At 71.9% G+C, this 23680-nt stretch carries 16 protein-coding genes and 2 pseudogenes; 9 read left to right on the top strand and 9 right to left on the bottom strand.

Annotated elements, in window-relative coordinates; translation table 11 throughout:
* Positions 1 to 102: 102 nt before the first annotated feature.
* Positions 103 to 720, bottom strand: coding sequence for a chloramphenicol phosphotransferase CPT family protein (locus ACZ404_RS34875; protein WP_468447048.1), 618 nt, complete (start codon positions 718 to 720; stop codon positions 103 to 105).
* 253 nt (positions 721 to 973) lie between these two features.
* Between ACZ404_RS34875 and ACZ404_RS34880 the strand changes: the two genes are divergently transcribed.
* Positions 974 to 2359 (top strand): glycoside hydrolase family 43 protein, encoded by a 1386-nt coding sequence (locus ACZ404_RS34880; RefSeq protein WP_468447050.1) that lies wholly within the window; start codon positions 974 to 976, stop codon positions 2357 to 2359.
* Positions 2360 to 2395: 36 nt separating this feature from the next.
* On the top strand, positions 2396 to 7651 hold the full coding sequence (locus ACZ404_RS34885) for a family 43 glycosylhydrolase (RefSeq protein WP_468447052.1): 5256 nt from the start codon (positions 2396 to 2398) through the stop codon (positions 7649 to 7651).
* On the opposite strand, the gene ACZ404_RS34890 is transcribed toward ACZ404_RS34885, so the two are convergent.
* On the bottom strand, positions 7602 to 9698 hold the full coding sequence (locus tag ACZ404_RS34890) for a SpoIIE family protein phosphatase (RefSeq protein WP_468447054.1): 2097 nt from the start codon (positions 9696 to 9698) through the stop codon (positions 7602 to 7604). The two genes, ACZ404_RS34885 and ACZ404_RS34890, sit on opposite strands and share 50 nt — an antisense overlap.
* Positions 9699 to 9981: 283 nt before the next feature.
* Positions 9982 to 11073 carry a LacI family DNA-binding transcriptional regulator gene (locus tag ACZ404_RS34895; protein WP_468447056.1) on the bottom strand — a complete coding sequence of 364 codons (1092 nt, stop codon included), beginning with the start codon at positions 11071 to 11073 and terminating at the stop codon, positions 9982 to 9984.
* Between the two features lie 267 nt (positions 11074 to 11340).
* Between ACZ404_RS34895 and ACZ404_RS34900 the strand changes: the two genes are divergently transcribed.
* The 4 genes and pseudogenes from ACZ404_RS34900 to ACZ404_RS34915 all read left to right on the top strand — a co-directional run.
* Positions 11341 to 12399, top strand: coding sequence for a cellulase family glycosylhydrolase (locus ACZ404_RS34900; RefSeq protein ID WP_468447058.1), 1059 nt, complete (start codon positions 11341 to 11343; stop codon positions 12397 to 12399).
* Between the two features lie 322 nt (positions 12400 to 12721).
* Positions 12722 to 13264, top strand: a complete 543-nt coding sequence (locus ACZ404_RS34905) for a DUF4232 domain-containing protein (RefSeq protein WP_468447060.1) — start codon at positions 12722 to 12724, stop codon at positions 13262 to 13264.
* A 72-nt stretch (positions 13265 to 13336) separates the two neighbouring features.
* Positions 13337 to 15196 (top strand): FG-GAP-like repeat-containing protein, encoded by a 1860-nt coding sequence (locus ACZ404_RS34910; RefSeq protein ID WP_468447062.1) that lies wholly within the window; start codon positions 13337 to 13339, stop codon positions 15194 to 15196.
* A gap of 24 nt (positions 15197 to 15220) precedes the next feature.
* Positions 15221 to 15676 (top strand): annotated as a pseudogene (locus tag ACZ404_RS34915) (allantoin permease); the annotation flags it as partial.
* Here ACZ404_RS34915 and ACZ404_RS34920 read toward each other — a convergent pair.
* The 3 genes and pseudogenes from ACZ404_RS34920 to ACZ404_RS34930 form a co-directional block, all read right to left on the bottom strand.
* On the bottom strand, positions 15661 to 16413 hold the full coding sequence (locus tag ACZ404_RS34920; protein ID WP_468447064.1) for a hypothetical protein: 753 nt from the start codon (positions 16411 to 16413) through the stop codon (positions 15661 to 15663). The pseudogene ACZ404_RS34915 and the gene ACZ404_RS34920 sit on opposite strands and share 16 nt — an antisense overlap.
* Before the next feature lie 13 nt (positions 16414 to 16426).
* A pseudogene (locus ACZ404_RS34925) lies at positions 16427 to 17386 on the bottom strand (RHS repeat domain-containing protein); the annotation flags it as partial.
* Positions 17387 to 17673: 287 nt separating this feature from the next.
* Positions 17674 to 18519, bottom strand: a complete 846-nt coding sequence (locus ACZ404_RS34930) for an SDR family oxidoreductase (protein WP_468447066.1) — start codon at positions 18517 to 18519, stop codon at positions 17674 to 17676.
* A gap of 85 nt (positions 18520 to 18604) precedes the next feature.
* On the opposite strand from ACZ404_RS34930, the gene ACZ404_RS34935 reads away from it, so the two are divergent.
* Positions 18605 to 19105, top strand: coding sequence for a MarR family winged helix-turn-helix transcriptional regulator (locus ACZ404_RS34935; protein WP_468447067.1), 501 nt, complete (start codon positions 18605 to 18607; stop codon positions 19103 to 19105).
* 10 nt (positions 19106 to 19115) lie between these two features.
* Here ACZ404_RS34935 and ACZ404_RS34940 read toward each other — a convergent pair whose 3' ends face one another.
* A complete protein-coding gene (locus tag ACZ404_RS34940) occupies positions 19116 to 20480 on the bottom strand; it encodes a PP2C family protein-serine/threonine phosphatase (RefSeq protein ID WP_468447069.1) in 1365 nt (454 codons plus the stop codon).
* On the bottom strand, positions 20480 to 21283 hold the full coding sequence (locus tag ACZ404_RS34945) for an alpha/beta fold hydrolase (protein ID WP_468447071.1): 804 nt from the start codon (positions 21281 to 21283) through the stop codon (positions 20480 to 20482). Before ACZ404_RS34945 ends, ACZ404_RS34940 begins: the two co-directional genes overlap by 1 nt.
* Before the next feature lie 154 nt (positions 21284 to 21437).
* Here ACZ404_RS34945 and ACZ404_RS34950 point away from each other — a divergent pair, with 154 nt between their 5' ends.
* On the top strand, positions 21438 to 21998 hold the full coding sequence (locus ACZ404_RS34950) for a DUF2243 domain-containing protein (protein ID WP_468447073.1): 561 nt from the start codon (positions 21438 to 21440) through the stop codon (positions 21996 to 21998).
* Positions 21998 to 22831 carry a cytochrome c oxidase assembly protein gene (locus tag ACZ404_RS34955; RefSeq protein WP_468447075.1) on the top strand — a complete coding sequence of 278 codons (834 nt, stop codon included), beginning with the start codon at positions 21998 to 22000 and terminating at the stop codon, positions 22829 to 22831. Before ACZ404_RS34950 ends, ACZ404_RS34955 begins: the two co-directional genes overlap by 1 nt.
* Before the next feature lie 48 nt (positions 22832 to 22879).
* Here ACZ404_RS34955 and ACZ404_RS34960 read toward each other — a convergent pair whose 3' ends face one another.
* The gene (locus ACZ404_RS34960; protein WP_468447078.1) at positions 22880 to 23680 is read right to left on the bottom strand and encodes a thioesterase family protein; all 801 of its coding nucleotides are present in this window, start codon (positions 23678 to 23680) and stop codon (positions 22880 to 22882) included.

Below are 23680 nucleotides of genomic sequence, written 5' to 3' on the forward strand. Positions count from 1 at the left end.
CCCCCCCCCCCCCCCCCCCCCCCCCCCCCCCCCCCCCCCCCCCCCCCCCCCCCCCCCCCCCCCCCCCCCCCCCCCCCCCCCCCCCCCCCCCCCCGGTGCGCGTCAGTGGGTCTGCCGGAGCGCGGCCGCGAGCCGCTGGAAGGCGGTGGGCCGGGGCCGGTCCGGCAGGAAGTCCCGGATGCGCAGGGCGCACTCCTCGGGGGAGAGCAGGCTGGTGTCCACGTCCAGGTCGTGCAGGCCGTGGGAGTGGACGTGGTCGAACTGCAGGGCGGCCAGCCCGACTTGCCGGTCTCCGCGGTCACGTTCACGGCGCTCCAGCTCGGGCAGCGGACAGCGGACCCCGACCAGCACCGTGTCCTCGGGCACGAGCAGACCGATGAGGTCCAGCAGGCGCCAGCGGCGGCTGAGCGGATGGTCGACGACGACGTTGTTGCCGCCCGCGGCCATCCCGGCCACCGCGCGATGGAAGCCCTTGACGGTGCGGTCGATCTCCGCCTGGAGGTCCTGGCCGGGGACCGGATTGCCGCCGCGCATCCCGTGGAAGGCGTCCACCGGCAGGTGGAACCAGGTGCCGTCGAGCAGGTCGAGCAGGGCCCGCGCGATGCTGGACTTGCCCGAGCTGGACGTGCCGTTGAGCAGGATGACCGTGCCCCCGGCGGCGGTGCGGGGGATGCGCGCGTGCTCCGGGTCCGCCGTCGCGGGGACCGCCTCGGTCGCCATGGTCTCGTCCTTCCGTCCGCGGAGGTCCGGGCCGGGCCCGGTGCCGTGATCATCGCATGCGGCGCGCCGGCCCAACCTCCCCCGTCAGGCACGACGTTGAGCCCGAGGCATTGACGCGGCCATGCTCACACCCTAGCGTCTGACCGATTCATCGAACCTTGTTCGATATATCGATCAGAGTGTATCGATAGAACCGCGTCCCCCTCCGCGCGCCCCGACCGTCCTTGGGCCCCGCACATCCCTTGGAGCACGTATGGCCTCCCGCCTCCCCCTGGCCCGGCGTTCCTTCCTCGGCATGGCCGCCGCCACTCCCCTGGCCATGACCGGCGCCCTGAGTCTCGGCGCCGGTACCGCCCAGGCCGCCGGCTCGGCCTACGCGATGGCCTACTTCACCGAGTCGCCGAACGGCACCGGCACCGACTACGGCCTCCATCTGGCCGTCAGCACCGACGCGCTGAACTGGATGCCGCTGAACCAGAACAAGCCCCTCGTCACGCCGACCGAGGGCGCGCTGGGCCTGCGCGATCCCTTCGTCCTGCGCAAGCAGGACGGCACCTTCGTGGTCCTCGCCACCGACCTCAAGGGCACCGACTGGAGCTACGTCAGCCAGTACGTGCACGTGTGGAACTCCACCGACCTGCGCACCTTCACCGGCTACCACCGGCTGAAGCTGCACGACATGAACACCCACGCCTGGGCGCCGGAGGCGTTCTGGGACGCGGGACGGGGCCAGTACGCGCTCATCTACTCCGCCGTCGACTCCAGCGGCCACAACGTGATCATGGTGAACCACACCACCGACTTCGTCACCGCCTCGGCCCCGCAGGTCTTCTTCGACCCCGGCTACGACGTGATCGACGGCGACCTGGCCGTCGGGGTGAACGGCGTCAACTACCTGTACTTCAAGAAGAACCAGACGCTGGTCGGCGCCCGCTCCACCAGCCTCGACCCGGGCAGCTTCAAGGAGTTCAGCACGGGCGTGGCGCACGGCGGCACCGAGGCGCCCACCCTGGTGAAGTCGCAGACCTCCGGCACCTGGTACCTGTGGGGAGACACCTACACCCCGAACGGCGTCTTCTACGCCTGGCAGAGCACCGACCTGTCCTCGGGCACCTGGACCGCGCTGGACCAGAAGACCTACACCCAGCCGGTGAACTCCAAGCACTGCGGGATCACCCCGCTCAGCACCACCGAGTACGACAACCTCGTCGCACAGTGGGGCGCCCCCGCCTGGAACCGGCTCAAGTCCTACAACTACCCGGCCCGGTACGTGCGCCACTCCGACTACGTGGGCCGCATCGACCAGTACCCCTTCGACCCGTACACCGACTCCCTGTGGCAGCTCGTGCCCGGCCTCGCCGACAGCACCGGAGTGTCCTTCCAGTCGGTCACCTACCCGACCCGCTACCTCAGGCACTACAACTACCAGCTCCGACTGGACCTCAACGACGGCACGTCGACGTTCGCCGCGGACGCCACCTTCCACCGCACGGCGGGTCTCGCGGACGCGAGCTGGTCGTCGTTCCGGTCGCACAACTACCCGACCCGGTACATCCGCCACTCCGACTTCGTGCTGCGGATCGACCCGATCTCCACGGCCACCGACCAGCAGGACGCGACCTTCCGCGTCGGCTACTGAACCCCCACGCCCCAGACCTGAGCAGGGAACGCCTCCATGACGCACACCGTACGACCGCGCCGGCGCGTGAGACGCCCGGCGGGCCGGCTCGCCGGACTCACCGCCGCCTCCGTCGTCCTGACCCTCGCCGCCTCCGCCGCTCCGGCGCAGGCGGCGGAGGCGGCCGGGACGGCACCTGCGGCCGGGTCCGCCGAGATCACCGACGGCCTGGCCCTGTGGTACAAGCTCGACACCGGCTCCGGCAGCAGCGTGCCCGACGCCTCCGGGCACGGCCGGACCGGCACGGTGAACGGCACCGCCGACTGGTCGGCGTCCGGTCAGGGACTCGCCTTCAACGGTTCGGACACCTACATCAAGGTGCCCGACGACATCATGAAGGGCATGGACGCGATCACCGTCTCGACGGACGTGCTGATCGACCCCGCGCAGAGCACGCCGTACTTCCTCTACGGGTTCGGCAACTCCAGCGGCAGCAACGGCAACGGGTACCTGTTCGCCACCGGCAACTCCCTGCGCACCTCGATCGCGACCGGCAACTGGTCGACGGAGCAGACCACGAAGCCGGCGGACGGGCACAGCCTGACCCGGGGGGTGTGGAAGCACCTCAGCTACACCCAGACCGGCTCGACGGGTGTGCTCTACGAGGACGGCGTCGAGGTCGGCCGCAACACCACGGTCACCATCACGCCGGGCGCCATCGGCTCCGGCAGCACCACCGCCGACTACATCGGCCGGTCGGTCTACTCGGGCGACAAGCTGTTCAAGGGCCGCATCCGCGACTTCCGGGTCTACGACCGGGCCCTGTCCGCCTCCGAGGTCGAGCAGCTCGCCCTCCCCGTCGCCACCCAGGGCGTCGCCGACGACAAGGCGGCCCTGAGCCTCGGCGACACCAGCGCCGTCACCGCCGACCTGGACCTGCCGAAGACCGGCACGGCCGGCGGCTCCACGATCAGCTGGGCCGGCGACAACCCGTCCGTGGTGTCCGACAGCGGCAAGGTGACCCGTCCCGCCGCCGGCGAACCGGACGGCCACGCCACGCTCACGGCGACCCTGAAGAAGGGCACCGTCAGCGACACCAAGTCCTTCGACGTGACGGTCCTGCCCGCCTTCGACGACAAGACGGCCACCGAGCAGGCCGCCGAGGCCCTCACCGTCCACAACCTCGACGACGTACGCGGCAATCTCACGCTGCCCGCGCAGGGCGACTTCGGCACGGACGTCACCTGGTCCTCCGCCGATCCGGACGTGATCTCCGCCGACGGCATCGTCCACCGCCCCGCGCACGGCGACGGCGCCACCAGCGTCGACCTGACCGCCACCGTCACCAAGGGCGAGGCGAAGACGACCCGCGCCTTCACCGCGAAGGTCCCCGAACTGCCGAAGAAGGAAGCCCTCAAGGGCTACATGTTCAGCTACTTCACCGGCGAGGGCACCGCGGACGGCGAGCAGCTCTACGCCGCCCTGAGCAAGGGCAACGACCCCCTGCACTGGCGGGAGCTGAACGACGGCAAGCCGGTCCTGACCTCCACGCTGGGCGAGAAGGGCCTGCGCGACCCGTTCATCATCCGCTCCCCGGAGGGCGACAAGTTCTACCAGATCGCCACCGACCTGAGGATCTACGGCAACGGCGACTGGGACGCCGCCCAGCGCACCGGCAGCAAGTCCATCATGGTCTGGGAGTCCACCGACCTGGTCCACTGGACGAACCAGAGGCTGGTGAAGGTCTCGCCGGACAGCGCGGGCAACACCTGGGCCCCTGAGGCGTTCTACGACGCGAAGCTCGGCGAGTACGTCGTGTTCTGGGCGTCGAAGCTGTACGACAACGACGCGCATTCGGGCGACACGTACAACCGCATGATGTACGCGACCACCCGTGACTTCTACACCTTCAGCGAGCCCAAGGTCTGGATCGACCGCGGCTACTCGGTCATCGACTCCACGATGATCCAGCACGACGGCACCTACTTCCGTCTCTCCAAGGACGAGCGGAACAACACCTCCTCCACCCCCAACAGCAAGTTCATCTTCGAGGAGAAGAGCGACTCGATCCTGGGGTCCTGGAGCCCCGTCGCCGAGGGCATCGGCAAGGGCGCGATGAGCGCGGCCGAGGGTCCGCTGGTGTTCAAGTCGAACACCGAGGAGAAGTGGTACGCGTTCCTCGACGAGTTCGGCGGGCGCGGCTACATCCCCTTCGAGACGACGGACCTCGCGTCCGGGAACTGGACCCCGGCCACCGGCTACGACCTGCCGGCCAAGCCCCGCCACGGCACGGTCCTGCCGGTCACCCAGGCCGAGTACGACCGCCTGCTGCGCGCCTACCAGCCGGACCAGCTGGTGGAGAGCGTCGAGGACGTGCCGGTGAAGACGCGGATCGGTGAGGCGCCGGTCCTGCCGGCCACCGTGATCGCCACCTACGCCGACGGCGTCAAGCGTCCGGTCGCCGTCACCTGGGAGGACGTACCGGAGTCCCGGTACGCGCAGGCCGGCACCTTCACGGTGACGGGCAGCCTGCCGGACGGCGCCGCGACACCCGTCCAGGCCCGGGTCACCGTGTCCGAGGAAGGCCCCGACGTCCCGGCCGACCTGCTGCTGCACTACCGCTTCGACGAGAGCGGCGGCACCATCGCCCGCGACTCCAGCGGCCACGGCTACCACGGCACCTACGTCCACACGCCCGACTTCGGCACCGGCGTCGAGGGCGGCTCGTTCAGGATGTCCGGCGGTTCGAGCTCCTCGGCCACCTCGCCGTACGTCCGTATCCCGAACGGCGTGCTGAAGAACGCGAACAGCGTGACCGTGTCGACGTACGCCAAGTGGAAGGGCGGCGACAACTTCCAGTGGCTGTTCGGGCTCGGCCCCGACAGCGACAAGTACCTCTTCGCCACCCCCTCCAACGGCGGCTCCAGCCTCTACTCGGCCATCACGAAGGCGAGTTGGTCGGCCGAGTCGAAGCTGACGGCCGGCTCGCGGCTCACCCCCGGCGAGTGGCGGCACGTCACCGTCACCCTCGACGGCTCGACCGGCACGATGGTCCTCTACGTCGACGGCGTCGAGGCGGCCCGTACGACGACCACCATCAAGCCGTCCGATCTGTACGACGCCGGCAAGGACTACACCGGCTACATCGGCAAGTCGCTGTACTCGGCCGACCCGTACTTCGGCGGTGAGGTCGACGACTTCCGCATCTACGACCGGGCTCTCTCGGCCGCCGAGGTCATGGAGCTCAGCGGCAACACCGCGGGCATCGCGAAGGCCACCCACCCCGCGCTGAAGGTCGACGCGATCATCGACGACGCCGACAGCAGGATCACGCTGCCGATGAAGGAGGGCACCGATCTCACCGCGCTGGCCCCGGAGTTCACCCTCGCCCACGGCGCGGCGATCAGCCCCGCCTCCGGCAGCGTGCAGGACTTCGGCAAGCCGGTGACGTACGAGGTGACCGGGTCCGACGGGAAGAAGCGCACCTGGACGGTCTCCGCGCTCGTCATGAAGAGCCCGGTGCTGCCGGGCCTCAACGCCGACCCGAACATCGTCCGCTTCGGCGACACCTTCTACCTCTACCCGACGACGGACGGCTTCGAGGGCTGGAGCGGCACGCAGTTCAAGGCGTACTCCTCCACCGACCTGGTCCACTGGAAGGACCACGGCGTCGTCCTCGACCTCGGGCCGGACGTGAGCTGGGCGGACAGCAGGGCGTGGGCGCCGACGATCGCGGAGAAGGACGGGAAGTACTACTTCTACTTCTGCGCCGACGCCAGCATCGGGGTCGCGGTCTCCGACTCCCCCACCGGCCCGTTCAAGGACGCCCTCGGCAAGCCGCTGCTCACGGCCGGGGAGCGCCCCGGGCAGATGATCGACCCGGCGGTGTTCACCGACGACGACGGCCAGTCCTATCTGTACTGGGGCAACGGGCACGCGTACGTGGCGCCGCTGAACGCCGACATGACCTCGATCGACACCTCGAAGCTGAAGGAGATCACGCCGAGCGGCTACAACGAGGGCTCCTTCGTCATCAAGCGCAAGGGCACCTACTACTTCATGTGGTCGGAGAACGACACGCGGGACGAGAACTACCGCGTCGCCTACGCCACCGGCCCCTCCCCCACCGGCCCCTGGACCAGACGGGGCGTGATCCTCTCCAAGGACCTCTCCCTGGGCATCAAGGGCACCGGCCACCACTCCGTCGTCCACGTGCCGAACACCGACGACTGGTACATCGCCTACCACCGCTTCGCCATCCCCGGCGGTGACGGCACGCACCGCGAGACCACCGTCGACAGGCTGGAGTTCGACGCGGACGGTCTGATCCGGCCGGTCGTCCCCACGCTGACGAGCATCGACCCGGTGACCGTCGTCCACGCGGGACCGGACGCGCACGGCACCGAGGGCGACGCGATCCCGGTCACCGGCACCCTCTGGGGAGCCGGCGGCCCGGTGTGGACGGTCGAGGACGGGGCACCGTGCACGTTCTCCGACCCGGCCGCCCTCGCGACCACCCTCACCTGCACGGACGACGGCACCTACACGGTGACGCTGACCGGCGGCCGCAGCCATGACACGCTCACCGTCACGGTGGGCAACGCGTCACCGGTGATCACCGCGGCCACGGGCCCGGAAACCCCGGTCGCGGCCGGGCACCGCGCGGTCGTCACCGCCCGGTTCACCGACGCGGGCTCCCGTGACAGCCACACCTGTGCGGTCGACTGGCGGGACGGCACCGCGCCCACGTCCGGCACCGTCACGGCGTCCGGCTGCGAGGCCGCCCACCGCTACGCCGGTGCGGGCATCCGCCGTCCGGTGATCACGGTCGTGGACGACGACGGCGGCTCCGCCGGATCGACGCTGCCCGAGCTGATCGTGTACGACCGTGCCGCCGGACCGGCGGCGGGCGCCGGCATGATCGCCTCCCCGGCCGGGGCCTACCCGGCCCGGCCCACGCTGACCGGGCCGGCCACCTTCACCTTCGGCGCCGCGTACCGGACGGGGGCGACCGTGCCGAGCGGCGGAGCGGCCTTCCACTACCCCGCCGCCAGGCTGAGCTTCCGGTCTACCGGCTCGGACTTGCTGGTCGTCACGGGCTCCGAAGCCGATTACCAGGGCTCCGGCACGGTCAACGGCAGCGGGGGCTATGCCTTCCGCATCACCGTCACCAACGCGCCGGACACCTTCCGCATCAAGATCTGGAAGAAGTCGACCGGTGCGGTCGTCTACGACAACCTCACGGGCGCCAGGACCCATGGGATCACCTTCGGTGGCGCCGGTCGGCCTCCAAGGGCTGGGCACGGGCGATGAGGAGGGCCACGTCGTCGTACGCGGCCGGGCACCGCAGTTCCTGCAGCAGCCGGTCGCAGGTCTCCTCGGTGGAGCGGTCCGGCCGTGACAGCAGGCGCAGCAGGTCGGCCAGGCGCTCGTCGATGGGGTCGTGCCGGGTCTCGACCAGCCCGTCGGTGTAGAGCACCAGCTCGTCGCCGGGCGCCAGGTCGAGGGAGGTGGTGGCGAAGGGGACGCCGCCGACTCCCAACGGGGTGCCGGTGGGCAGGTCGAGCAGTTCGGGCGGCCTGCCCGCCCGCACCAGGACGGGGGGCAGATGGCCGGCGGAGGCCACCTGCAGCCGCGCGTGCCGCGGGTCGTACACCGCGTACACGCAGGTCGCGATGTAGGGGTCCAGGCCGTGGGTGATCCGGTCGAGGTGGGTGACGATCCGGGCCGGGTCGAGGTCCAGCCCGGCGAGGGTGGAGGTGGCGGTGCGCAGCCGGCCCATGGTGGTGGCGGCGGGGATGCCGCTGCCCATGACGTCGCCGACCGTGAGGGCGGTCCGGTCGTCGTCGAGGGCGATGACGTCGTACCAGTCGCCGCCGACCTCGCTGAAGGCCTGCGCCGGCCGGTACCGGGCGGCGACCTCCAGCCCGGGGTGGCGGGGCGAGAGCTGCGGCAGCAGGCTGCGCTGCAGGGTCTCCGCGGCGCTGCGGATGTGCTGGTGCAGCACGGCGTTGTCGATGCTCAGCGCGGCGCACGCGGCAAGTTCGCAGGCGAGGGCGAGGTCGTCCTCGTCGAAGGGCATCGGGTTGCGGGCGCGGGCCAGGCCCATGACGCCGATGGTCTGGCCGCGGGCGATGAGGGGCACGGCCATGTCGGTGTGCACCCCGGCCTGGGCGAGCATGCGGGCGGCGTCGGAGTCGGCGGCGATGCGGTCCAGGTCGCTGCCGCCGAGGTGGGTGATCAGCAGGGGGCGGCCGGTGCGGAGGCAGTGGGCCGCCGGGTGGTCGGTGTGGTACGTCGTGAGGCTGCCGGGCGGGACGAGGGCCTGTGCGGCGTCGGTGGGATAGGCGGTCTTCACCGCCAGGGCGCGCAGCAGCGCCGGGCCGTCGCCGATGTCGGTGCGACCGGTGCGCAGGAAGGGGTCGAGCAGGTCGACGGCGACGAAGTCGGCCAGGTCGGGCACGAGGACGTCGGCCAGTTCCCGTGCGGTGCGCTCCACCTCCAGGGTGGTGCCGATGCGGGCGGAGCCGGTGGCCATCAGGCGCAGCCGTTGCTGGGCCCGGTCGGCCTGTTTGGCCGCCTGGTAGCGGTCGGTGACGTCCACGACCACGTTGGCGACGCCCAGCACGTGCCCGAGGTGGTCCTCCAGCCGGTAGAAGGACACCGCCCAGGCGTGGTCGTGCTCCGGGTCGGCGGCGGTACGGCCCACCACCTGCTGGTCCACCATCGGCACGCCGGTCGCCAGGACCTTCTGCATGGCGGCCTCGGCGGGCAGGAACCACGGGCCGGAGAGGACCTCGCGGAAGCTGCGGCCCACGTGGTCGTCCACGGGGAGGCCGTGCATGGCGGCGAGGGCCGGGTTGACGACGACGTACCGCAGGTCGGTGTCCAGGACGGACAGCCCGATCGGGGCCTGGGTGACCAGCCGGGTGGAAAGCGCCAGGTTGCGCTCCACCTGCCACAGGGTGGAGCGGTCGGTGGCCAGGCCCAGGGCGTAGTGGTCACCGAGGTTGTCGGTGAGGCGCATGTTGCGGAACTCGACCATCCGCGTGCTGCCGTCCTTGGTGCGGACGGGGAAGGACCCCGCCCAGCCCCGGCCGGTCTCCATCACCTCGGCGAACAGCCGGATCGCCCCCTCCTGGTGCTCGGGGTGCAGGAGCAGCGGCGCCGCGTACTGCCCGACCGCCTCGCCGCGGGTGTACCCGAAGAGCTCCTCGGCCTGGGGGCTCCACATGTCGACCCTGCCGTCGGCCTCCAGCAGCACCGCGGCGACACCCAGCAGGTCCATCAGACCGCTGGGGGTCGGCCCCCACTGCAGCGGGGAGTCCGGCTGCTCCGGACGCCGGTTGGCTCGGCTCATCGCACTCGCTCCTTCCACCTGCCGACCCCGCCGGCGCGCCCGCATCGGCGCGTGCGGCGGGTGGAGCGGTCTTCCCGCAGGTCAGCAGCCCCGTCCACGATGCGGCACGGAACGTTCGGCGGCCAGGGTGACGCGCCGGGGCGGCACATGCGCCGGCCGGGCCCCGCATATCGGGCAACCACAACAGCCATGGTGCGCTCATCTCGCCGGGCCGGCCCGGTTTCTCACTCCCCGCCTACCCCGCACCGCGCGGTCCGTGTCCGGCTCGGGCGTCCGGGCGGGGTCAGCCGCGGGGCGGGGCGGTGCTGTTCCTGATCACCAGGCGGGTGGGGACGAGGTCGGTGCCGGGCCGGGAGCCGCCGCCGGAGCGGATCTGCCGCAGGACGCCCTCGACGCAGCGGCGGCCCACCTCGGCGAAGTCCTGGTGGACGCTGGTGAGGGGCGGGATGAAGAAGGCGGCGTCGGGGGTGTCGTCGAAGCCGACGACGCTGATGTCGGCGGGCACGGACAGCCCGCGCTCGTGGAAGGCGCGCAGCAGTCCCAGGGCCATCTGGTCGTTGGCGGCGAACACGGCGGTGCAGCCGGGTTCCGCGGCGAGCGCGAGGCCGGCCGCGTACCCGGACTCGGCCGACCAGTCGCCGTGCAGCGGCGGCGGGACCGGGCAGCCGGCCTCCTGCAGGACGGTCCGCCAGGCCTCGGTGCGGCGCTGGCCGGCGAAGGAGGTCTCGGGGCCGGTCACGTGCCACACGGTGCGGTGGCCGAGCTCGAGCAGGTGCCTGACGGCCTTGCGGGTGCCGTCGGCCTGGTCGGTGTCGACCACGCTGTAGCGGTCCCCGGCGTCGGAGTCCACGACGAGGACGTGGACGCCCGGGGGCAGCTGCACCGTGGCGGTGTCGAGCAGGTGGATCTCCATGATGACGATGACGGCGTCCACGGCCAGCTCGCCCATGCGCGTGAAGGCCCCCAGCACGTTGTCCTGCGTGGGCACGTCGACGGGGATCAGGGTGATGGCGTACCCCTCGGCCGCGGCGTGCGTGGCGATCGCCTCCACGGTGCGGCTGTTGCCCGTCGAGGACAGGCTGAACAGGATCACGCCGATGGTGTTGAACCGGCCGTACCTCAGGGCGCGTGCGGCGCTGTTGGGACGGTAGCCCAGCTCGCGCATCGCGGCGAGCACCTGCTCCCGGGTCGACGTGATCACCCCGGCGTGGCCGTTGGCGACGCGGGAGACCGTCTGCGACGACACGCCCGCGAGCCGTGCCACGTCCGCCATGGAGACGCCCTGCTTGCGGCGCCCGCCGGGCACCCCGGAGCCACCCCGCCGCGCGCCACCCGCGGGCTGCGCCACCCGCTGCTCCGGCTCGTTCAGATCCATCGGCCCACCACTCCCGCCTCCGCCTCGCACCGGATGGTACGCGTGGGAAACCTTGACGGCCGCTGGGGCGGATGCCACGATTCCGAGGCCTTCGAGTTTACGTAAACATCGCCGCGTGACCAGCCCGGGCGGAGATCCCGCCCGTTCCTTTTCGCGGGCCATGTTCACGTAAACATGGCGCCGTGGCCGGGTCGCACGACGACGCCCCCTCGTCCCCGCGAGCCCCCGGCCCGGCGTCGAGCCGCCTCTCCTGAAAGGGCACGTCCGATGCGCAAGACCCCCACCAGAGCCCGCCTCTCCTCCCGGGCCCGCGCCACCCTCGTGGCGGCTGCGATCGCCGCGCTCAGCGGCACGACCCTGGCCGCCACCCCCGCCACCGCCGCGGTGCCCGGCCACGGCACGACCCAGTTCCGGGGCGTCAACTGGGCCGACCCGCGCGACAACTACGCCAATGACCCCGTGGTGCTGTCCGGCCTGTCGCTCTCCGACAGCTACGCCCGGACCTACACCAAGGCGACCCGGGTGATCGCCGCGTTCCGGGCCAACCTGGGCGCCAACACCGTACGGATCCCCATCAACCCGTACACGGTGAACGGCTCGTACTGGAAGTCGTACCGCGGCGTCATCGACGCGGCGACGGACCAGGGCTTCAAGGTGATCGTCTCCTACTGGGAGGGCACGGGAGCCGACAAGGACGGCTTCATCGACGACGAGGCCACCTACTGGCCCATGTGGAACACCGTCGTCAAGGCCTACCAGCACAACCGGCACGTCTACTTCGAGCCGATGAACGAGCCGCACGGCTACACCGACAGCCAGTGGGCGGACATCGCCGCGAAGTGGCTGTCGACCTACCCGTCGGTCCCGCACGACCGGGTCTTCGTCAGCGGCGCCGGCTACAACGACCACGTCACCTCGGTCTGCGCGGACCCGCGCCTGAAGGGGACGTATCTGTCGCTGCACCACTACGGCTTCTGGAAGAGCTACGCGACGTACGACCAGTGGGTGGCCGACCTCAAGGAGCGCATCGGCGACTGCGCGGGCCGCACCGTCGCCGACGAGTTCGGCGCCCCGATGACGACGGGCCTCGACTACAACAGGCCGGCCCCCGACGACAACTACGTCAACTTCATCCAGGCCGACACCGACACCTTCCGCAAGCTCGGCATGGGCTCGGTGTACTGGCCCGGCCTGCGCACCGACGACACCTACTCGATCCAGAAGCTGATCGGCGACCCCGCCCGTCCCTGGCTGGCCACCACCAACCGGTCCGGCGCCGACCGCCTCGCCTGGGCCTGGGGCCGCGGCAAGCCGGTGCGCCCCTGACCGTCCCTTGCCTCCCGGCGGCCGCGCTGCTCGTCGAGCACCGCGGCCGTCCGCGTCGCTGCCCCGCCGGACCCTTGGCAGCACCGCCGCACCGCGCGGTGCTGCCTGCTGAACAGCGCGGCCCGGGCCCTCGAAGTGCTTCTCCATCGTCGCCACCCCGACCGGGAGCCCGGTCGGCGACCGGGTCCGACAATGCCCGGCTGCTGGATGATCGACGGACCTGGAACCTTCCCCGGCCTGCCCGCATCTAGCTGTGCGGTGAGTGAGGCAGGAGCGGTGACACCCGGGTCCCGCGGAGGAGCCTCACCCGGGGGGATGTCTCATGGTGAGGCGTGCAGCGGCGGTCGCGGCGCTCGCTCTCGTGGCGCTGCCGGCCGCCGTCGGCTGCGGTGCGGTCGACAGCACCGGCACATCGTCGGACACCCCGCTCGCCGCCTGCGGAACGCACCAGCTGAGCTGGAGGTTGACTCGTCTCCCGGGCGAGCCGGACCACACGCCGACGGCCACGCTGAGCGCCACGAACAAGGGGGCGAAGGACTGCGCCTTCGACGGCTACCCGGCGCTCGACGTCTACGTGGGCAAGGGGCCGGACGTCGCGGCGCGGCCGAAGAAGGGCGCCAAGCCGGTCCATCTGGTGCTCCGGCCGGGCCACGGGGTGACGTTCCCGGTCTTCTACGCGCCGTCCGCCCTCCCGGACGGAAGCTGTTATCTCCCGGCCGGCGACACCCCCAGCATCTCGGTGCGGCCGCCGCATCCCACCGCGCGTGACGGCTCCCTCCTCCGGCTGTCCGACGCGAAGGGACGTCCCGAGCGGGTGCAGGTGTGCGGCCTCGGCATGCGACTCGGCTCGCCCGAACCGCGCTGAGCGGCCGCAGCCCCTCCGCCCGTCCCTCGAACGCCGCGGGCCGTCCGGCCCGCCCTTCTGGAGAAGTCTGAATTGCTCGCCACACGCATACGGTTCGGCGCCGTCGCAGCGCTGAGCGCCGCCGCCCTGCTGCTGGTCGACGCCGCGGCGTCCCGGGCCGGCACACCCGGCCCCTCGGCACCGGGGGCGTCGGCCTCCCCGCCCGCCGCGGGGTCCACGGCTCCGGTCACACCGCTGCCGGCCGCCGACGACGACTGGACGGGCGAGGCCGCGATCCGTTTCTGGACCAAGAAGCGGATGGGGGCGGCCACCGACCCCTCGGGCCGCGGCGCACCGCCCCGGGGCTGGACGGCGATCCGGCAGCAGGCCTCCTCCGGAGGGCTCACGGGGCAGCACTTCAAGGGCATCAAGTCCGTCGGCATGCTCTTCGACACGGGCCTCGGCATGCGGGGGCACGCCTGCTCGGCCGCCGTGGTGCGCAGCACCGGGCACGACCTCATCCTCACCGCCGGGCACTGCGTGGGACAGCACGCCATGTTCGTGCCCCGGTACGACGCCACCAAGTCGGCGGCGAACCAGCCGTACGGTGTCTGGGCGGTCAGGAAGTGGTTCCGCGACAAGAGGTACGCCTCGGACAAGAGCAAGAACTCCGACCTCGACTTCGCCTTCGCGAGTCTGAAGCCCAACGGCACGCGCAAGGTGCAGGACGTGGTGGGCGCCAACACGCCGGCGCGCACGCCCGGTTTCGCCAACAAGGTGACCGTCGTCGGCTATCCGAAGGTCGCACACAACCCGCAGGACCAGGCGTTCCGCTGCCCGGACGTCACCACGACCGCCGCGCTGCGGGGGTACGACCAGATGCGGATCGACTGCGGCGGCATGTGGGGCGGGGTCTCCGGCGGACCGTGGTTCTCCCGGTTCGACGCCTCCGGCGACACCGGCACCATCATCGGCAACGTCGGCGGCTACAACGGCGGCGGCCCGGCGGTGCCTCCCACGGATCCCCGGTACAACGAGATCACCTACAGCCCGCTGTACGGCGACCGCTTCTTCCAGCTCTACGCCGACGCCCAGCAGGGCATCAACCCCGACCACGGCCCCTACACGCAGCCGCCGCTGCCGTACACCATGGGCTTCGGGTCGACCTGGAAGCACGCGAAGCTGCTGGCGTCGGGCGACTTCAGCGGCACCGGCCGCAGCGACATGGTCGTGGTGTGGGACGACGGCGAGACGACCCTGTACACCGGCGACGGCGAGGGCCGCTTCGTGCGCGAGCGGCGGCTGCTGGCGAAGAACTCCCGCTGGAAGGACGCCAGGGCGATCACGGCGGGCGACTTCACCGGAACGGGCCAGTTCGATCTGCTGGTCCGGTGGGTGGACGGCGCGGTGACGCTGTACGGGGACGTCGGCGCCCGGGGCCTGGACCGGGCCGGCACCCGGATGACCGGGCCCGGCGGCACATGGAAGCACGCGGTCCAGATGACGGCGGGCCGCTTCACCGCAGGCGGCCGCGTCACCGACCTGATCGTGCGCTGGAGCGACGGCGAACTGACCCTCTACACCGGCGTGGGCGCCGGCACCTTCGGCCGGGAGCACCGGCTCAAGAGCCCCAACGGCCCGTGGAAGAAGGCCTCCCTGCTGACGAGCGGCCAGTTCTCCGGCCACGACACCTGGGACCTGCTCGTCCAGTGGTCGGACGGTGAACTCGACACCTACCCCGGTACCACCGCCTCCGGCCTCGGCACCGAGTCGCGCATCAGGAAGCCGAGCGCACTGTGGACCCGCAGCAAGGCGATGACCACCGGCGACTTCACCGCCGACGACCACACCGACGACCTCGTCGTCCGCCGGGACAACGGCGAGACCACCCTGTACCCCGACACCACCACGAGCCGCCTCGGCAAGGAGACGCCCCTGGTCCCATCGTCCTGATCCGCCCGCGAAAGACGGGTGCCGAACAAGTACCTGCTGAAGCTGTCCCCGCTCCGGCCGGAGTTCCGCCGGGGCATGCTCCACGCGGTCAATCCGGTCGGTGTCGTCTCCTTCGTGGCCGCCTCGGGCCTGTCGATCGCCCTGTACTTCCACCTGCTGGGTGACACCCCGCAGCCGTACTCCCCCGTCGCGGCGGCCGTGATCGACTTCGTCGTCACCCCGCTGATGGCGGTCGTCACCCAGGGCAGGTACTACCTGCGCCGCACCGACGACGGCATCGCCGAGCCCCTGCTGGACCCGGACGGCAACCCGAGCGCGGTCACCCTGGACTGCCATGTCTGCCACCAGCCGTACGAGCGCCCGGACCTGGCGGCCTGTGCCACGCACGACGCGGTGGTGTGCTCGCTGTGCCTGAGCACCGACACACTCGGCGACCACGTGCTCCCGGCCACGGCTGCCGGCCGTCACCCGTCGCCGTAGTCCTCCACCAGGGTGCCGATGAGCGCGAGCAGGGCGCCGGCCCGGTGCCGGTCCTCGCGCTGGGCACGCAGGGCCTCGTCGGCGGCCCGGAGCCGGGCCAGGGCGACCGGGTCGCCGTCGTCCAGGGCGTCGAACAGCGGCTGGGTGACCAGGTCCAGGCACTCGGTGAACAGCCGGCGGGTGGCGTCGGCCGGCGGGGCGGGGTCCGGGTCGGTGAAGCCGGTGGTCAGGTACCGGACCGGGTCGGTCAGCCGCCAGCCGACGACGGTGCCGTGCTGGACCAGGAGCGCCACGTCGCGTGCGATGCCGATACAGGCCTCCAGTGGCGCCTCCAGGACGTCGAGATCGCGCAGGCAGACCAGCATGCCGTCCCCGGGAACACGGCACATGGCCAGGCACATCTCCAGCCGGAAGTCCCGGGCCTCGTCCGCGTGGAGGCCGCCCGGGCGGACCGCGGGGATCACCGGGACGCGCCTGGAGGTCTCGGCCTCCGCGGTCACGTACGGCAACTGGAACTCCGCACCGACCAGTTCCCGGCTGTCGGGGTCGAACCGGGCCACGTCGGGGGTGTCCCACAGCCATGGCCCGCTGCCGAACGTCGCCGCCAGGAACCGTTCGCGTTCCTGCGCGTCCGCGTAGGGCCCGAGGTCCAGGGAGTTGCCCGCGAAGCGAGGGGTGATCTGCAGCGGAGCGTCCGTCACCGTGGCACGCCAGTCGCCGTCGAAGGTCAGTTGCATGGTCAGTGCTGCCTCATTTGATCTGTACGGCGGGGGGCATGAATCCGTCCTTGCCCGGGATCCTTCCCTCCACGATGTCCTCGTGGGTGATCGGCGCGCCGGGGTCCGTGGGCTTGCCGCCCAGCGCCGTCGCTCCGGACTCTCCCCTGATGCCCGACGGCCCGTACGCCGTGATGGCCTGGCCCGCTTCGGAGCCGGGGCCATGGGTCACGACGACGTCCTCGCCCTGCCGGAAGATGAGCTTTCCGGCCGAGCCCGACGACTGGTACACCGCGTCCGGGTTCTTCAGGATCTCCAGGACCCGTTCGTCGCTGAAGCCGTGCATGCTGTCCCCGTGGTACTTGGGGTGTTTGCGGAACGTGCCGTCCTGCGCCCTCTCGATGACCCCGTCGGCGGTCTTGACGCTCCGTTGCCTGGCCTTCTCCTCCTTCGTGTACTTGGGCATCAGCCCCAGCGGGTCGCACCCCGCGTACGGGTTGTCCGCATAGCCGACGGGGTTCGGCGCGGGGGCCAGGCCCAGCGGGTCCGGGGAGGCGTAGCGGCCGGTCTCGGGGTCGTAGTGGCGGAAGCAGTTGTAGTGCAGGCCGGTCTCGGGGTCGTAGTACTGGCCGGGGAAGCGGAGCGGGGTGTAGGCGCTGCTGTCCGCGGCCCAGGCGGTGGTCCCCCAGAGCGTGCTCCGGGTGCGCCAGGCGATCTCGCCCCTGTCGTCGATCAGTTCGGTCGGCGTGCCGATCAGGTCGGTGGCGATGGCGAAGAACCGCCGGTCGATCTCCTGCTGCCGGCTGTCGGCCGTCAGGAGGCGCTCGGTCTGGGCGAGGGGTACGACGTCCCGGTGGTCCCAGGTGAGGGCGACCGTGTGCGGCAGGTCCGGCCGGTGGCTGGTCTGTTCGCACAGGGTGAGGCCGTCCCAGGTGAAGCGGACCTCCTCGACCACGCTCTCGCCGTCGGCCGCGAGGCGATCCACCGCACCCCGCCCGAACGCACCGACCACAGGCCCCCGTCGGCCACCGGCACCAGCAGCACCGAGCGGCGCATCTCACCGACCAGGGCGCGGGGGTCGTCGCCTCCCCTTCTCCGCTCGGCGATGCGCTCGACGAGCGCCGCGTTCGGCTGTTGCACGGTTCCTCCCCTGCCGTAGGTGACGGACGACACCGTAGTTGGGGACGCGCGGGAAAGAGCGCGTGGTTCACCCGGAGGCCGGCCGGGTCGCGGTGGACCGCGCCTGGCCGTCCGCGGTGTCGCCGGTGACGTCTCCCGGCGTCACGCGACCCAGGCGTCGGTGAGGTTCTGGACCGCGGAGCCGTCGGTGTCGGCCAGCTTGGTGGCGACGAAGGCGCGGGCCCAGTCGGAGGTCTGGATCCTGAACGCGGGCCGGTCGGCGCTCAGAGCCTCCAGCACCGCCTGAGCCGCCCCGGCCGGGGTCTGCGCGCTGCCGTCCAGGAACTGCGGGACCGTGCGGTCGATGTAGTGGCGCAGCGCGTCGGAGTAGGGGCCGGCGTCGATCGGGGCGTCGATGTCGAAGCCGAGGTTGTTCACGAACTCGGTGGCCACGGCACCGGGTTCCACGAGGGACACGCTCACCCCCAGCGTCCGGGCCACCGGGGCCAGACTCTCCATGTAGCCCTCGACGGCGAACTTGGCGGCGCAGTACGCCTCGTTGAACGGCTGGCCGATGACGCCTCCCACGCTGGTGACGGTGATCAGACGGCCGCCGGTGGCGCGCAGGTGCGGGAGCGCAGCCTTGGAGACGTTCAGCACACCGAAGAAGTTGACCTCCATCACCGCGCGGACGTCCGCGAGGGAGTCGTTCTCCAGGGTGCCCACATGGCCGGCGCCCGCGTTGTTGACGACGGCGTCCAGGCGGCCGTGGTCCGCGATCACTCCCTCGACGGCTGCGGCGACGGAGGTCTCGTCGGTGACGTCGAGCCGACGGATGTCGAGCTCGACGCCCGCTTCGGCGGCGGCCTTGCGCAGCGCGTCGGCGCGGGTGGTGTCGCGGAGGGTGGCGACCGTGCGCCAGCCACTGCGGGCCGCGGCGACGGCGGCGGCGAGGCCGATGCCGGAGGAGGTGCCGGTGATGAGGACGGTGCGGGGGGTGGTGGACATGGTGATGCCTTTCAGCCGTTTATGTGCGTGCACACACAACCATAGAGATATGTGTGTGCACACGCAACCCGCTTATACTCCCGCCATGCCGAAGAAACTCCCGCAGGCCGAGATGCCCGCCGCCGACTACGCCTTCTACGGCCTGGTCTGGGCCGGGACCGTGCTGACCGAGCGCGTCGACCGGGCCCTCACCAAGGCGCACGACCTGCCCGTGTCCTGGTTCGAGGTCATGCTGTGGCTCGCGTCCAGCCCCGAACCGGTGCCCGCCTCCGTCCTCGGCAACAGCACCATGCTCAGCCGCAGCCAGGTCTCCCGGGTCGTGGACGCCCTCCAGGCGCGAGGGCTGGTGGCCCGCACCCCGTCGGCACGGGACGCGCGGTCGGTAGAGGTCTCGCTGACCGCCGAGGGCCGCCGGGTCTTCGCCGAGGCCGACGCCACCCGCCGCGAGATCCTGGCACCGGTCTTCACCGACCTCCTCGACGCCGAGGACCTCGAGGCCCTCGGCACGGTGTGGCGCAAGCTCAAGGCGGAGAAGGAGCGGCTGACGCAGGAGCCGGCGGCCGACCCCGGCCGGTCCCGCCGGTGAGCGAGGCCGATCAGGTTCGGGGGGCGGGGACGCCGAGGGCGAACAGAGCCGTGTCGTCGTTGAGGCCGGTGCCGAAGCCCTTGAGCAGCTCGGTCAGCGCGGCGATCACCACGTCGGGCGCGGCCGGCGCGTGCTCGGCGGCGAAGGCGAGCAGCGCGTCCTCGCCGTAGAGACTGCCGCGGGTGGGGCCGGTACGGGCCTCGGTGAGGCCGTCGGTGTAGAGCAGCAGGGTGTCGCCCGGTCCCAGGGTGGTCTCCGCGGTGACGAAGGGCGCGGCCGGCAGGGCACCGACGAGGAGGCCCCCCGGGGTGGGCAGGAAGCCGGCCCGGCCGTCGGCGCGCAGGACGAGCGCCGGGGGGTGGCCTCCGGAGGCCAGGCGGACGGTGGCGCGGTCGTGGCCGGGCGCCGGCTCGACGATGCCGAAGATGCAGGTGCAGTAGCGGGGGTCGCCGTCGGCCGTGTACCGGTCGTGCAGAACGGTGTTCAGCGTGGTGAGCGCGGCCTCGGGCTCGGGGTCGTGATGGGCGGCGGCGCGCAGGGTGTAGCGGGTCAGCGAGGTGAGGGTGGCGGCCTGGGGGCCCTTGCCGCACACGTCGCCGAGGAAGAAGGCCCACCGGTCGCCGCCGATGGGGAACAGGTCGTAGAAGTCGCCGCCGAGCTGGTCGGGAGAGGCCGTGTGGTAGTGGACGGCCGTCTCCAGCCCGGGCACGGCCGGGAGGATGTCGGGCAGCAGCGACTTCTGCAGCACGGCGAGCGCGTCGGCCAGCCGCTCACGGTCGGCCTCGGCCTGCCGCCGGGCCCGCTCCGCCTCCGCACGGGCCTGTTCGGCCTCGCCATGGGCGCGTTCCGCTTCGGCGCGGGCGCGTTCGGCCTCGGCGCGGGCCTGTTCGGCGTCCTGGCGCCGGCGCAGCAGTTCCTCTTCGTAGGCGCGCCGGTCGGAGGCGTCGACGACGGTGGTACGGATCAGCAGGGGCTCGCCCTCGCTGCCGTACTTGACGACGGAGGAGACCAAGACCGGCAGCCGGCCACCCTGGGAGGTCTTCAACTCCAGCGCGATGCTGCGCAGTTGGCCCTGCATGCGCAGCAGCGGCGCGAAGTGCGTCTCGTGGTACATCTTGCCGCCGACCGTCAGCAGGTCGGCGAAGCGCCTGCGCCCCACCACGTCCTCGCGGCGCAGCCCCAGCCAGGTCAGCAGCGTGCCGTTGACCTTGGCGATGGTGCCGTCCATCAGCGTGGACAGGTACCCGCAGGGCGCCGATTCGTAGAGGTCGTCGGCGCTGTCCTCCAACAGGGCGGTGAAGGCCGCGTCCACGCCCTTGTCGGCCTCCCCGCCGTCGTTGCCGGGGGGATCGGGCGGGCCGTTCGTTGGGCACATCACGGCCGGCTCTCCAGGAAGTCGAGAATGGCCTCGGCCGTGGCCTCCGGGGCGCTCAACTGGGGGCAGTGTCCGGTGGCGTCGAGAGTGACCAGGCGGGAGGTGGGGATCGCCGCGTGCACGTAGGCGCCGACCTCGCGCGGTGCGATGACGTCCTCGGTGCACTCCAGGATCAGTGTCGGCACGGACACCTTGTGCAGATCGTTGCGGCTGTCGGACAGGAAGGTGGTGCGGGCGAAGACGCGGGCGATGTGGGGGTCGGTGGCGCAGAAGCTGTTGGTCAGCTCCTGGCCCAGCTCCGGCCGGTCCGGGTTGCCCATGATCACCGGGGCCATGGCGGAGGACCAGCCCAGGTAGTTCGACTCCAGGGAGGCCAGCAGCTCGTCGATGTCCTGCGCGCTGAAGCCGCCGTGGTAGCCGTCGCTGTCGATGTAGCAGGGCGAGGGCGTCACCATCACCAGCGCCCCGATCCGCTCCGGTGCGGCCAGGGCGGCCAGGACGCCGACCATGGCGCTGACCGAGTGCCCCACGAAGACGGCGTGCTCGAGGTCCAGCGCCGCGCAGACCTCGATCACGTCCTCGGCGTAGCCGTCGAGCGCGGAGTACCGCTCCTGGCTCCATGCCGACAGGTCCGAGCCGCCGGAGCCGACGTAGTCGAACAGCACCACCCGGTACCGCTCGGCCAGTGCGGGCACGACCAGGCGCCACATGTTCTGGTCGCAGCCGAACCCGTGCGCCAGCACCACCACCGGCGCGCCCGCCGGACCGGTGACCGTCACGTTGTTCCTTCGGCGAATGTCCATGTCAGCCATCCTGCCACCTGGCACGACCCGGCCGGGAAGGTGATCACGCACCGCTCCGCCGGAGCCGGTCGAACGGCCGAGAGCAGCGCTGCGTGACGGTCACGGAGCTGGTAATCCGTGGGGGACGGGTACCGACGGGAACGGAGACCGGATGATGGCAACGACGGTGGGCGGGACCGGGTCCGGTCCGGCGGCGGACGGTCTGCGGCTGCCGGGCGTCGTGCTGGGGGTGGGGCTGGGCGGATTCGTCGACGGCATCCTGCTGCACCAGCTCCTGCAGTGGCATCACATGCTCAGCAGCACCAACCACGATCGCATCGGCGTGAAGTACTACGACCCCCACACCGTCTCCGGGCTGCAGATGAACACGGTGTGGGACGGCGTCTTCCACGCCGTGTGCTGGATCGCGGTCCTGGTCGGTCTGGCCGTGCTGTACTCCCGGGTGACCCACGGCCGGCGCGCGGTGTGGACGTCCGGCAAGCTGTGGGGGTGGATCCTCGCCGGGTGGGGGCTGTTCAACCTCGTCGAGGGCGTCCTGGACCACCACATCCTGGGCATCCACCACGTGCACGGCGGCCCGCACCAGACCTGGTGGGACCTCGGCTTCCTGGCCCTCGGTGCCTTGCTCCTCGTCGGCGGCCTGCTCCTCCAGCGCGGTGCCCGGCCCTTCGACCCCGGCGCCGGCGATCCTCCGCGCGCGGCACGGGAGAGCTGATGCGCCACGACGGTCATCCCCTGCACTCCGGTGGGGGCAGCGGCCTGCTGGAGATCCTGTCGCCCCTGCTCGTCGTGCTGGCGTGTGCCGGGGGGTATTTCGCCCTCGTCCACCGGGCGCGGCGGCGCAACCCGGTGCAGGGCTGGAGCGCCTGGCGCACGGCCGCCTGGATCGCCGGGCTCGTCCTGTCGGCCGTGGCGCTGCTGCCGCCGCTCGCGCCCTTCGCCCACCGCGACTTCCGGGGCCACATGACCCAGCACATGCTCCTCGGCATGTACGCCCCGCTCGCGCTGTGCCTCGGCGCCCCGGTCACCCTGCTGCTGCGGACCCTGCCCGTACGCCGTGCCCGCCGGGTGACCGCGGTGCTGCACAGCCGCCCCGCCCGCCTGCTCACCCACCCGGCCGTGGCCCTGCTGCTGTCCACCGGCAGCCTGGTGGTGCTCTACTTCACGCCGCTGTACGGCACCGCCATGGCCCATCCCGCCGGGCACTGGCTGCTGCACGCGCACTTCCTGCTGTCGGGCTGGCTGTTCGCCCACGTCATCGCCGGTCCCGACCCCGCTCCGGCCCGCCCGGGCGTGCGCACCCGCCTGGTGTACCTGGGTTGCGCGATCGCCCTGCACGCGGGCGTCTCGCAGTTGATGTACGGCGGCTTCTGGGTCGACATCCACTCCCCCGTCCCCGAGGTCCGGGGCGGCGCGGAGATCATGTACTACGGCGGCGACATCGCCGAGCTCCTGCTCGCCGCCGCTCTGGTCGCCACCTGGCGGCCCGCTCCCCGCGTCCGGACCTCCGGCGGCGCGTCCCCCGCGTACCGGCCGGCGCGCGGGTGACCCCGCCGGCCGGTCGGCGGGGCGGCCGGGGCGCCCGTGCCCGGCGTCTCAGCCGCGGGCCGCCACGTACAGCGTCTGGGTGCCGCGGCCGAGCGGGCCCTTCTCGTCGTGCAGGGCGGACTCGGCGAGGCCGATGCCCGCGCCGTCCACCGTCGTCCGGGCGTCCAGGCAGACCCACTCGCCCTCGGGGTGGCGGTGCAGGACGACGGTGAGGTCGGCGTTGACGAAGACGTAACGGCGGAAGTCCAGCTCGGCGCTGACGCCGTTGCCCGAGTCGGCGGCGGTGAGCACCCGGCTCAGCGGTGAGATCTCCTCACCCGCGACCAGCGGGACCCGCATGCGCATCCACGCCGTGGCCGGGCCGGACTCGAGGAAGGAGCCGGCGGCGAAGCTCACCTCCATGGCGGTGTGGTAGCCCTGGTCCCACGGAACGGGGAAGAAGTCCTTCGCGGGCACGGCCCCCGGTCCTGGCACCTGCCGGCCGGCAGACACCTCCGGCACCGAGTCCGGTGCCGTCTTCATCAGCAGAGCCGTCGCCCGCATCACCTCCTCACCGCCGTCCGGTGTCAGGGAGGCCTCCACGCGCTCGACGGTGCGCCCGGCGCGCAGGACCCGCGTGGTCACGGTCAGCGGCCGTATGGGAACCGGGCGCATGATCTCGTAGGTGAGCCGGGCGACCCGCATCTCCGGCCGGGCGCCGGGTCGTTGCTCGACGGCGAGCCCGAGCAGGGCGGCGGGCGGGCCGGCGTGCTGGGAGCCGGCGTCCCACGGGCCCCGGGTGTAGGCGGTGGGGACGAACCGGTCGTCGGCCTCCCGCTCGTAGAAGGCCTCGGCGTGCGACGTCGGCAT

The organism is Streptomyces sp. NPDC030798 (assembly GCF_055572275.1).